We start from the raw sequence: 11974 nt of genomic DNA, 5'->3' as shown, positions 1-11974 counted from the left end.
GTTATGCGGCCTGCCGTTTTCTCAATGCGGAAACCAGTTCGGCTTCGGGACGGGAAATGCCACAAGTGTTCATAAGATCGTCGATATCTGCACCGAGATCAACCAGTCTTGAGGCCTCATCGTATGAAATTCGCAGGGGATCGTTCTGGCGCATCTCGTCCAGGGTGCTACGAAGCTCGTGCAGCTGTCGCTCACACGTCACCAGACGCTGACCAACCCCCATGCTGCCGCTGGCGGTGGCATGAAGTTCCCGCCCGAGGGTGTCGCACCGCTGTTTAAGTCGAGTGCGGAGTTGGCGAATCTGGCGACCTTGAAAGATCGCATGCACGGCCACCAGACCAAAGGCGACCGTCGTCAGCAACCACGGGATCAGGGAAGAGTACTCTGCAAACATGATGAACGTCCTCAGCTCAGTTGAACCACTGGGGCGTCCATCATGTCAGCTTGCTCCGGACACCATGTCCGGCATTACAGTGACGAGATTTCTGCCCACTCGTGGTCAGACAACATCTTGTCGAACTCGACCAATATGATCAGTTCGCCATCCTTATTGCACACGCCCTGGATAAACTTCGCACTTTCCTCGTTACCCACGTTCGGTGCAGTTTCAATTTCGCTGGCTTTCAGGTACACGACCTCGGCAACCGAATCCACCAGAATACCCATCACCTGGTTGGCCGACTCCATCACCACGATCCGTGTCGCGTCGGTCACCTCCGAATCCGCCAGACCAAAGCGGCGACGGGTGTCGATCACCGTAACCACGTTGCCCCGCAGATTTATGATGCCGAGTACATAATCCGGCGCTCCGGGAACCGGCGCGATTTCGGTGTATCTCAACACCTCCTGGATCTGCATGACATTCAGACCGTAGGTCTCGTCATCCAGCCGGAAGGTCACGTACTGCAGTACCTGATCGTCCTGGGCCTGATTTTGCTGTCCGCTCGGGGATGCCATAGCGTTGAATCTCCTCTGTGGCTGCCCGGCGGGCAACCTGATCGTCAAAAAATCATCATCAGTGCCCAATACTATAGTTAAGGGCACAAACCGTGCCAGCACAGCACGGTATCATTCAGTAACCGCGTATTAACTCAGATCCAGGTGATGCTCACGCTCTGCCCGGACCAACAGATTGGCCATGGTGCGCACATCAATCAGGGCGCACATATGGTTAACCACTGTCCCCGCCAACCAGGGGCGTTTGCTGCGAGCCGTGCGCCAACGCACTTCATCCGGCTTCAACGTGAACGACTGGGCAACGTCATCACAGGCCAGCCCCCAGTCACTGTTATCCAGCCGAATGACAAAGCGGTAGTTGTCACGGGCATTCGCAGGGGCTCGACCAGCCATGATCCATTCCGCGGTATCCACCACCCGCAGATTGTGATCGCGATCCACACGAATCCCCATGTACCAACGCGGACTGCCAGGGATGGGCTTGATGCTCTCCTCGATCCGATGTATTGCACCCAGCAATATCAACGGAACCGCCAGCTGCAGGCCAGCCACGGTAAAAATCAGGCACTCGAACGGTTGCTCAGACCACTCCGGGCGGGATGGCGGTGATACTGGCTCGGGTTCCGGCTCTGGTTGGCTTACGTCGACCTTCGGCGCCGGTTTCCTGACAACGGGTTCCGGTTCGGGCTTTGGTTGAAGTTCCGGTTGCAGCTCAGGACTTGCCTCGACAACAGTCACTTCTTCCTTCTGCGCGGTATCAGTCGCCGTATGCAAAAGATCGTCAAGATAACTGGCGATCGCGCTGGCGGGGTCCGCCAGCTTTGTCAATTTATCGTCAGCCATGCTTACGCTCCCGATCCGCACCGGTGCGCGCCATCAGGTCGTCCAACAGGTGGGTGTATGCCCTGACACCATGGGTACCGGAATCCAGGGAGGACGGCACCACCCCACCCTGACTGGCATCCCGGAACTTGGTGTCCACGGGAATGGCAAACCGCCACAGCGTGTCCGGATAGGTTTTACGCAAAAGATTCAGGCTTTTGGTGGATGCCTGGGTACGCCGATCGAACATCGTCGGAACGATGGTGTAGGCGAGTTCGTTTTTCTGGGACTTCATGATCATTTGCAGGGTATGCAGCATTCGTTCAAGCCCCTTGATCGCCAGGAACTCGGTCTGCACCGGAATAATCAGGTGTTGGGCAGCCGCCAGTGCGTTCACCATCAATACGCCCAGGGACGGGGTGTTGTCGAGAATCACGTAATCAAAGTCATCCCAGAGCTGCGCCAGCGCCCGGGAAATAATCAATCCCATGCCTTCCACGCCAACCATGCGGCGCTCCAGGGTCGCCAGGGCGGTACTGGCGGGCAGCAACGACACGCCCTTACAGCTGGTTTCTGTAATCAACTGGGCTGCCAGACCATCTGGTACCTTGCCCTGATGCTGAAACAGGTTAAAGACACTCAGGGCGATGGTATCGGGATCATAACCGAACCAACTGGTCAGCGACCCATGAGGGTCCAGATCCACCACGAGAACCCGCTTGCCACGCTCGGCCAAAAGCCCGGCCAGTGTCACCACCGAGGTGGTTTTCCCGACACCGCCTTTTTGATTGGCTACGGCCCAGATTCGCACGTTATGCTCTCCACTTGTCTATCCCCAGAATTCCGGCACCACACCAGATATTATCGGCAGCGAACCGCTTAACTTGAACAACATCGGCAAGGATTTGCCGCGTCAGGTATTACTGGGAGGGTTACTTCAGAAACCATGCCAACAGACCGGCGTACCCGGACTTCTTCCGGTCACCTCATCGCACCGCGAATATTCGCATCCCGGGAAATCAGAAGCACCACGCGCCGGTTGCGGCGCCGGCCTTCCTCGGTATCGTTACGGGCGACAGGCTGGTGCGATCCGTAACCGACCGCGGCCAGGCGCTCGGGCTCCACACCTTCCATGGTGAGCATACGCACCACCGCCGCCGCTCTGGCAGCCGACAATTCCCAGTTGGAAGGATAGGCGTTGGTCCGGATCGGGCGGTTATCGGTGAAACCTTCAACCTTGACGGCGTTATCGCGGTCACGCAGAACTCCGGCAATCTTTTCCACCACGGCAAAACCATCGTAATGGGGTTCTGCTGCACCACTGCTGAATAACAGGCTGTCCGGGAGGTTCAGCTCCAGCCAGTGCTCGTTACTCTCGAGCGTGACAACTCCCTGGTTGATCAGTTCGTCAAACTCCAGCGCCAGCTGATCAGCCATAGCCCGCAGAGCCTCGGTTCTGCCTTCTTCGCTGACTTCCGGATTGCGGGGTGCTTCGGTAACTGCTGGCGGAATAACGTCATCGGACGGCGCTGCGCCAGACCGCTGGGGCTGGTCGCCCACCTCGATCGGCTGGAGGGAGCGTTGCGGGGCGTTGAACACACCGGTCAGGGTTTCCGACAACACCTTGTATTTGCCTTCGTTGACTGAAGACACCGAGTACATCACCACAAAAAAAGCGAACAGCAGGGTAATGAAGTCGGCATAGGAAACGAGCCAGCGTTCCTTGTTATGGAGGTCGTCCTGAGGTTGCCTACGACGCCGCATATAACCGCCTGACCGTCACTGCAGGAAACCCCGCAGCCGCAATTCGATGGATTTGGGATTTTCCCCTTCGGCGACAGCGATGATGCCGTCGATCATCATATCTTCGTATCGCGTTCGCTCCCGGACAATGCCACGCAACTTGTTGGCAACCGGGAAAAACAGCAGGTTCGCCAGTGCCACACCGTAGATGGTGGCAACGAACGCTGTCGCAATACCGCTACCGAGAGACTGGGGGTCCTCCAGATTGGTCATCACCTGAATCAGTCCCATGACCGCCCCAATGATACCGATCGTTGGCGAGTAGCCACCCATCGCTTCATAGACTCGAGCCGATTCCAGATCTCGCTGTTCACGTGAGTCCAGATCCACTTCCATAATACTGCGGATGGTTTCGGTTTCGGCACCGTCGACCAGTAACTGGAGCCCTTTACGGGCGAATCGCTCCGGCTCTTTTTCCGCCAGCCCCTCAAGCCCCAGAAGGCCCTGTTTACGGGCCTTGACGCTCCAGTCGATGACCTTTCCAATGCCATCTTCCAGACTGACATAGGGTGGCAGGAATACCCAGCGAGCCTGACTGAACGCCCGTTTTAACAGCGGCCAGGACGTCTGCAGGATGGTCGCTGCCAGGGTGCCACCAACAACAATCAGGGCCGCCGGCCCATTGAACAACGAACTGAGGGCCCCGCCTTCCAGAAGATTCCCTCCCAGAATGGCGACAAAAGCCAGGATGACTCCCAGCAGGCTGAGAATATCCATCAGCTCACACCCTCGATCAACCGGGGACCAATGTCATTGAGTGGCAAAACCTCATCCGGTAGCCCTGCCCTGGCGACCGCCATCGGCATGCCGTAGATCACCGATGTTTTTTCGTCCTGGGACCAGATTACAGATCCACTCTGCTTCATCAGACGACATCCTTCCTTACCATCCGACCCCATGCCCGTGAGAATAATGCCCAGGGTTTTGCCAGGAAAACTGCGAGCCAGGGAGCCGAAGGTCACGTCCACACATGGCTTGTAATTGAGACGATCATCTCCCGGCAGAATTCGCACACGGGCCTGGCCACTGCGGTTCTCGATCATCATCTGTTGCCCACCCGGTGCCAACAGGGCCTGACCAGGCCGCAGCACGTCCCCTTCTTCGGCCTGCCGCACGTCAATGCGGCATAGCCTGTTCAGGCGCTCGGCAAACGCGGGTGTAAAGCTGGCGGGCATATGCTGAACCAGCACGATTGGCGCGGGAAAGTCGGCCGGTAACGCTGTGAGCACACGCTGCAACGCAACCGGCCCACCGGTGGACGTGCCAATCGCCACCACACTGTAATGCCTGGCTGGTGACCGACGGGATGGCGGTCGGGGCGCCGCCGCATCAGGAGCTGGCTCCACCGGAGAGCGGCGTGTTGACGACGGCGGCGGCCCCTCTGAGCGGGAACTGGCTGGCGGTGGCTGCCGCTCCGGACGCGAAGCGGGTTTCGCTGTTGACGCCGGTTCCGGACGTGTCGCCTTTACAGGTTTGGCCCCCGGATGGCTGCCAGCAACATCCAGAATCCGTTCAACCAGAATTTTCTGGAGCTGACTGGAGTCCCGGGCGATTTCCTCAAAGTTCTTGGGCAGGAAATCGACGGCGCCGGCTTCCAGCGCATCAAGGGTCACCCGGGCACCTTCGTAGGTCAGCGAGGAAAACATCAACACTGGCACGGGACGGCGCTTCATGATTTCCCGCACCGCGGAAATGCCATCCATCACCGGCATTTCGTAGTCCATGGTGATAACGTCTGGGTGGAGCTTCTCTGCCAGTTCCACCCCTTCCCGTCCGTTGGTGGCCACGCCAACAACTTTGATCTGACCGGATGCAGTCAGGATTTCCGTCAGACGCTTGCGGAAAAACCCTGAATCATCAACAACCAGGACAGAAACTGTCATCCAATTCTCCTAAACCGAGGCTGTCCGTCTGCCTCAACCGTATTGTTGAAGCAGGCTGGGAACATCAATGATCAGGGCGATTCGCCCGTCACCGGTAATGGTGGCGCCCGCCATACCTGGCGTTCCCTGAAGCGCACGTCCCAGGGGCTTGATAACGACTTCCTCCTGACCGATGAGCTGGTCCACCACGAAACCAACCTGTCTGGTTCCCATCGCGACAATCACGACGTGTGCATTGTCGGGTTCTGGTTCACTGGCGCCTCTCACCAGCCAGCGTTTGATGTGGAACAGCGGGAAAACCTTGTCCCGCACCACAATACATTCACGACCGTCAACAATGTTGGTTTTGGAGAGATCCAGGTGGAAGATTTCCACAACATTGACCAGAGGCAGCGCAAATGACTGATCCCCCAACATGATCATCAGCGTCGGCATAATGGCCAGGGTCAGCGGTACCTTGATGACGATTCGTGAGCCCTTGCCAAGCTCTGACTCCACATTGAGCTGACCATTCAGCTGACCGATCTTGGTTTTTACCACATCCATGCCGACGCCCCGACCAGACACATCCGAAATCTGGTCCTTGGTGGAGAATCCGGCAGCAAAGATCAGGTTGTAGCACTCGTTCTCCGTCAACCTGTCCGCCGCGTCCTGATCGTAGATCCCTTTCTCGACGGCCTTCCGACGCAGCACCTCGGGATCCATACCGGCACCGTCATCCTCGATAGACAACAGGATATGATCCCCTTCCTGCTCGGCATTCAGGGTGACCGTGCCCGCACGGGGCTTCCCTGCTTTCTCCCGAACATCCGGCGCTTCGATACCATGATCCACCGAGTTACGAACCAGGTGAACCAGCGGGTCGGAAAGAGCTTCCACCAGATTCTTGTCCAGATCGGTGTCTTCCCCGTGCATCACCAGGCTGACTTCCTTCTTGAGGCTACGGGCAAGATCCCGCACCACCCTGGGAAAACGGCCAAAGACTTTTTTGATCGGTTGCATCCGCGTCTGCATCACAGCTGACTGCAGGTCGGTGGTGACCACGTCCAGGTTGGAAACCGCCTTGTGCATGTGCTCATCGTCGCTCTGCGCACCAAGACGCTGTAAGCGGTTACGCACCAGCACCAATTCCCCCACCATGTTCATGATGTCATCCAGGCGTTTGGTATCGACCCGAACGGTGGTTTCAGCGGCAGGCCCCTGTTCTTTTGCGGGTGCCGGTGGTGTTTTTGCTTCGGTTTTCCCAGGCTGCTCAGGTTTGGCCGCAGGCTTCGGTGCCTCGGGGCTGGGCTCCGGTTCGCTGGCCGCTGGTTTCTGACCGTCGTCGGCTGTGGGGCTCCCACCCTTGCCATGAAGGTCGTCCAGGAGCTTTTCAAACTCATCATCTGTGATCAGATCATCGCGACCTGTCTCTGACTGTTCGCCGGCATCCGCAGGCGCCTCAACAGCATCTTCCTCCGCTGGCGCACCCGCGAACTGGCCCTTGCCATGGAGTTGATCCAGCAGGGCTTCGAACTCGTCATCGGTAATGTCATCCCCGGAGGCACTGTCGTCTCCTGTTGAACCAGCGTCCGCTCCCTGATCAGCTACCGAACCGGACTCCGCGTTATCGTTGCCCAGTGCATCCAGAAGTTGCTCAAACTCGTCGTCGGTGATGTCGCCATGATCCTCACCTTGCTCGGCGTCGGTCTGTTCCGGTTGCTGAGCCGCCGGGGCCCCGCCTTGAGGCTCCGCCAGGGCATCCAGGGCTGCGATCAGTGCATCCGGCGCTGGCGTCAGTTCTTCGTGATTGCGCACCTGCTCGAACATCGCATTCAAGTGATCCAGCGCTTCCAGCACCACGTCCATTAACTCCGAATCCACCTTCCGCTTGTGATTGCGGAGGATGTCGAAGACATTCTCGGCAGAGTGGCAGCAGTTAACCAGAGCTTCGAGCTGGAGGAAGCCCGCCCCACCCTTTACGGTATGGAAGCCGCGAAAAATGGCGTTGAGGAGATCGCTGTCATCCGGATTCTGCTCAAGATCTACCAACTGCTCGGAGAGCTTCTCAAGTATCTCCCCTGCTTCAACCAGGAAGTCCTGCAGGATCTCTTCATCAGCATCAAACGCCATGGGCTACCCTCTTCATTCAGAAACCGAGACTGGACAAAAGATCATCAACATCGTCCTGGCCCGACACTACATCTTCTCGCTTATCGGCGTTCATCTGCGGACCAACACCCTGCTCGGCCGATACTTCAGCCGACTCAATTTCATGCACGGTGCCTGTCAGCTGATCGACATGGCTGGCCATGACCACCAGGCTCAGCAGGTGTTCCTCCACTTCCTTCACCAGATTGGTGACCTTCTGGATCACCTGGCCGGTGAGGTCCTGGAAATCCTGCGCCAACAGGATTTCCGACAGGTTGTTGTAAATGGTGTCGGCATCGCTGGTCAGCGTGATAAAGAACTGGTCTATGCGGCCATAGAGATCACGAAATTCCGCAGGCTGCATTTCCCGGCGACGAAGACGCTGCCATTCGTCCCGCAGGGCTGCAGCCTCATCCCGGATGACGTGTGCCTTCGGCATGGTTTCCTCGACCAGATCCATGGTGCGGTTGGCGGCCTGGCCGGTCATCTGTACAACGTATTCCAGCCGGTCGGAAGCATCGGTCATTTTCGACAGGGCTTCCTGCTGTTCGGCATTACGCGGGTCGATCTGGAAATTACGGATCGCCTCGTGGAGACTGCGAGTGAGCCGCCCGACTTCCCGGTACAGGCTCTGATCCCGGACCTCGCTGAGATCATTGATCAATGTCATCGCCTGGGCATAGTCACCGGCATTGACGTGCTCGACCAACTCGTTAGCCTGTGCGCGGAGCTTTTCCTTCACCTCCGGATCAAGGCCTTGCGGGTTCTTGTTGTTGCTATCGCTCATGAGAGCCCATCCGACCTTGGGTTACTGGATTCGTTCGAAGATTTTCTCAATCTTCTCCTTGAGTACGGCTGCGGTAAACGGCTTCACTACATAGCCATTTACCCCCGCTTGTGCGGCGGCCACAATCTGATCCCGTTTTGCTTCGGCCGTGACCATCAGAATCGGAAGCGATTTCAGATTCTCATCGGCACGAACGGCCTTCAGCAGATCAAAACCGGACATACCCGGCATGTTCCAGTCGGTCACCAGAAAGTCATACTTTCCGCTCTTCAGCATGGGCAGCGCTGTGTTGCCGTCGTCTGCTTCGTCGGTATTGGTGAATCCCAGATCACGCAGAAGGTTCTTGATGATCCGTCGCATTGTGGAAAAGTCGTCCACAATGAGGATTTTCATGTTTTTGTCCAAAGGGACCTCCAGTTAGTAACACCCGGAATACGTTGTATCTTACTGCCAGCAATTTGGCAGGCCGGCGGTTTTACCGCTTATTGTGTGGGGATTGCCCCAGTTGTAAAGCATCGGTTACCAAAAGCTACAGATGGCCAACCTCAGTACACGTTGAACAGCCCCATCGCGGCCCGTTACTCGGTCGCCGCCCGGTGCCAGCCGGTCAAACGGCCCCGAAGCCTCAGCGCGGCCTGGCTGTGTATCTGACTGACACGGCTTTCGCTCACTCCGAGAACAGCGCCGATTTCCTTGAGGTTAAGCTCCTCCTGGTAGTACAGGCTGAGCACCAGCTTCTCCCGCTCGGGCAGTTCCTCAATAGCCTGCGCCAGACTTCGCTTGAAGGCATCGGAGGTAATGTCATCCAGGGGATTATCACTGGCCTCTGCTTCTTCTAACGGCAGCTCACCGGATTCATTGAGCTCATCAAGACTAAAAAGTCTGCCACTGTTGGCATCACTCAGACTGGCATGGTACTCGGCAAGTTCCATCCCCAGCTCGTCAGCGACTTCCTGATCCTGAGCTTCGCGACCGAAACGGTCTTCAACAGCCTTGATGGCCTGGGAAATACGACGGGCATTGCGGTGAACAGATCGGGGCACCCAGTCGCCCTTGCGGATTTCATCCACCATGGCGCCGCGGATGCGGATACCGGCATAGGTTTCGAAGGTAGCGCCTTTGGTTGAGCTATACCTCTGGGCGGCCTCAAGCAGTCCGATCATCCCGGCCTGCATCAGGTCTTCAAGCTGGACCGATGCCGGCAAACGGGCCATCAGGTGCAGCGCAATTTTCTTGACCAGCGGGGCCTGCTCTTCTACGAGCTGGGAAGCACCCTTAACGCCGGCTTTCTGATAGATTCCCAGGTGTTTCGCCAATGTCATGTATCCGGTTTTATGGTGACAGGATCTAATTCAGACTTCGACGAGCCGCTCCACAAAGAATTCCAGGTGTCCGCGGGGCGATGATGGGAGCGGCCAGTTATCGACTTTATCAGCCAGCGCCCTGATCGCCAGTGATGCCTTTGCCCTGGGATACACATCCAGAACCGCCTTCTGGCGCTGCACCGCTTTCTTGACGGCCTCGTCGTAAGGCACGATACCCACATATTGTAGTGCCACATCAAGAAACCGCTCAGTGACTCGGGTCAGTTTTTCGAAAAGATGCTTCCCTTCCTGCTCATTTCGCACCTGGTTGGCGAGAATGCGGAAGCGGTTCGTTCCATAATCACGGTTCATCAACTTGATCAGGGCGTAGGCATCAGTAATGGACGTCGGTTCATCACAAACCACCAGCAACAATTCCTGTGACGCCCGCAGGAAACTGATGACCGACTCAGAGATACCCGCTGCGGTATCAACGATGAGTACGTCAATCTGGTCTCCGAGTTCGCTGAAGGCGTTAATCAGACCGGCGTGTTCCATGGCGGTGAGCTGGGTCATACGCTGGGTGCCCGAAGAGGCCGGGACGATCTTGATTCCGCCGGGCCCATCGACCAGCACGTCCCTCAGGTCACAATCGCCCGCCAGCACATCCGACAGATTGCGGTTGGCGGTAATGCCCAGTAGAACATCAATATTGGCCAGACCGAGGTCGGCGTCCAGCAACACGACACGACGCCCCTTCTGGGCAAGGGCAATTCCCAAATTGACCGAAACGTTGCTCTTGCCAACGCCGCCCTTCCCGCCAGAAACGGCAATCACCTGTACCGGATGTGGTTTACTCATACTTGGTTTTGTCTCTCGCCACGTTTAACCGAAGGCTCAGTTGTCATTCAACGGCGCCTGCTGCACGCCGGATATTCCGTCATCCGGTACCGCCGGGGATGGGTCTCAGGCCCCCTCTGCCACCGCCTGTTGTTGCTGGAGCGCTTTCAGCCGCTCCACCGCCAGCCGAACCAGAGGTACGGCTTCAGCGTGATGAAGATCTTCGGGAATCTTCTGGCCATCCGTGTAATAGGCCACGGGCAGACCAGATTCCATGACAAACCCCAAAGACTCACCCAGAGTAAGGGCCTCATCTATCTTGGTCATCACACAGCCCGCAAGATTAGCCATCTTATAGCAATGCCAGACGGATTTCATAATGCGAGGCTGGCTGGTGGCCGAAACCACCAGATGAGTCCGGATCTTGTGATGGCTTCGGGCCAGCTCTGACAATTGCTGCTCGTAGCCCTTGTCGGAGCTGGTAAGGCCGGCGGTATCAATCAGCACCAGATGACGATCGGACAACTCGTCCAGAATATCGTCAAGGGAATGGCTCTCATCAACCACCCTGACCGGCACATTGAGAATGCGACCAAAAACGAACAACTGCTCATGAGCTGCCACGCGGTAGCGATCGGTGGTCACCAGGGCCAGGGAGTCGGCGCCATGGCGGAGCACATGGCGCGCGGCCAGTTTGCCAATGGTGGTGGTTTTGCCAGACCCGGTGGGCCCGACCAGGGCATAGGCACCGCCCTGATCCAGCCATTCGGTGCGGGAGGTTTTCACACCGGTGGCCAGCATTTTCAGTGACTGTTTCCAGCCTTCTTCCAGACGCCCGCCATTGTGTCGGCGGGACAGTGAGCTGGCCAGTTCAAACCCCAGCCCGAATTCCTGCAAGCGCTCGGCAAGCCGCTGCTGGACCGCGTTAGCCGCCGGTTTTTTAGGCTCCTGACTGCGGGCGCCCATCAGGTCCCTTAAAGAACTGATCTCTGCCCGCATCTGCGCCAGCTCGTCGGAATAACCGCCCGCGGTCCCTCCGGCAGTTGGCGACGGGGCAGTCGACTCCGCCGCCGCAGACTCAAGCTCGAGGGCCGAATCTTCAATGAAGGGCGTACTGTTGGCATAACCGGCCCCAATGTTTACGCGCTTTTCACGAACTTCACGGATACGATCCCGGGAACGCCCCAACTCGTCTTCCAGGTGGCGATGTTGTTCCGCCTGCATTTCCGCCAAACGGGATCCATTGGTGGCTTCCCGGGCCTTGTCGCCCAGCCGCTGACGCGCCATGTTTTCGTCGTAATCCAGGGCCGTCACAATTTCGACGCCACCGTCCACCCGGCGATTGGAGAGAATCACGGCGTCCGGGCCCATCTGTTCCCGCACCTGCTTCAATGCCTCTGCCATGCTCTGAGCAAAAAACCGTTTTACTTTCATGATGCCTCATCCTC

Annotated in this window: 13 protein-coding genes; all 13 read right to left on the bottom strand. The window is 57.5% G+C overall.

Going from position 1 to position 11974, the window contains the following annotated elements; all coding sequences use genetic code 11:
• Window position 1 precedes the first annotated feature (1 nt).
• Entirely contained in the window at window positions 2-394 is a 393-nt protein-coding gene (locus tag Q0Y21_RS05095) for a DUF2802 domain-containing protein (RefSeq protein ID WP_297792188.1), read from the bottom strand.
• A 74-nt stretch (window positions 395-468) separates the two neighbouring features.
• Window positions 469-957, bottom strand: a complete 489-nt coding sequence (locus Q0Y21_RS05090; RefSeq protein WP_297792186.1) for a chemotaxis protein CheW — start codon at window positions 955-957, stop codon at window positions 469-471.
• Window positions 958-1086: 129 nt separating this feature from the next.
• Window positions 1087-1800: a chemotaxis protein CheW gene (locus Q0Y21_RS05085; protein ID WP_297792184.1), complete on the bottom strand. Its 714-nt coding sequence runs from the start codon at window positions 1798-1800 to the stop codon at window positions 1087-1089.
• The gene (locus Q0Y21_RS05080; RefSeq protein WP_297792182.1) at window positions 1793-2590 is read right to left on the bottom strand and encodes a ParA family protein; all 798 of its coding nucleotides are present in this window, start codon (window positions 2588-2590) and stop codon (window positions 1793-1795) included. Before Q0Y21_RS05080 ends, Q0Y21_RS05085 begins: the two co-directional genes overlap by 8 nt.
• Before the next feature lie 170 nt (window positions 2591-2760).
• Window positions 2761-3543 (bottom strand): flagellar motor protein MotD, encoded by a 783-nt coding sequence (gene motD, locus Q0Y21_RS05075; RefSeq protein WP_297792180.1) that lies wholly within the window; start codon window positions 3541-3543, stop codon window positions 2761-2763.
• Between the two features lie 15 nt (window positions 3544-3558).
• A complete protein-coding gene (locus Q0Y21_RS05070) occupies window positions 3559-4299 on the bottom strand; it encodes a flagellar motor protein (protein WP_297792178.1) in 741 nt (246 codons plus the stop codon).
• Entirely contained in the window at window positions 4299-5465 is a 1167-nt protein-coding gene (locus tag Q0Y21_RS05065) for a chemotaxis response regulator protein-glutamate methylesterase (protein ID WP_297792176.1), read from the bottom strand. Before Q0Y21_RS05065 ends, Q0Y21_RS05070 begins: the two co-directional genes overlap by 1 nt.
• A gap of 33 nt (window positions 5466-5498) precedes the next feature.
• Window positions 5499-7577, bottom strand: a complete 2079-nt coding sequence (locus Q0Y21_RS05060) for a chemotaxis protein CheA (RefSeq protein WP_297792174.1) — start codon at window positions 7575-7577, stop codon at window positions 5499-5501.
• Window positions 7578-7593: 16 nt separating this feature from the next.
• Window positions 7594-8382 carry a protein phosphatase CheZ gene (locus Q0Y21_RS05055; RefSeq protein ID WP_297792172.1) on the bottom strand — a complete coding sequence of 263 codons (789 nt, stop codon included), beginning with the start codon at window positions 8380-8382 and terminating at the stop codon, window positions 7594-7596.
• Between the two features lie 21 nt (window positions 8383-8403).
• Window positions 8404-8787 carry a chemotaxis response regulator CheY gene (cheY, locus tag Q0Y21_RS05050; RefSeq protein ID WP_297792170.1) on the bottom strand — a complete coding sequence of 128 codons (384 nt, stop codon included), beginning with the start codon at window positions 8785-8787 and terminating at the stop codon, window positions 8404-8406.
• A 173-nt stretch (window positions 8788-8960) separates the two neighbouring features.
• Complete coding sequence (locus Q0Y21_RS05045) at window positions 8961-9704, bottom strand: RNA polymerase sigma factor FliA (RefSeq protein ID WP_297792168.1); 744 nt, start codon at window positions 9702-9704, stop codon at window positions 8961-8963.
• Window positions 9705-9734: 30 nt separating this feature from the next.
• Window positions 9735-10547, bottom strand: coding sequence for a MinD/ParA family protein (locus tag Q0Y21_RS05040; protein WP_297792166.1), 813 nt, complete (start codon window positions 10545-10547; stop codon window positions 9735-9737).
• A 105-nt stretch (window positions 10548-10652) separates the two neighbouring features.
• Window positions 10653-11960, bottom strand: a complete 1308-nt coding sequence (flhF, locus tag Q0Y21_RS05035; protein WP_297792164.1) for a flagellar biosynthesis protein FlhF — start codon at window positions 11958-11960, stop codon at window positions 10653-10655.
• Window positions 11961-11974: the final 14 nt, after the last annotated feature.

The organism is uncultured Marinobacter sp. (assembly GCF_947259545.1).
Classification (GTDB): Bacteria; Pseudomonadota; Gammaproteobacteria; order Pseudomonadales; family Oleiphilaceae; genus Marinobacter.
The sequence above is the reverse complement of the archived record's forward strand: the minus strand, read 5'-3'. Positions and strand labels throughout refer to the sequence as shown.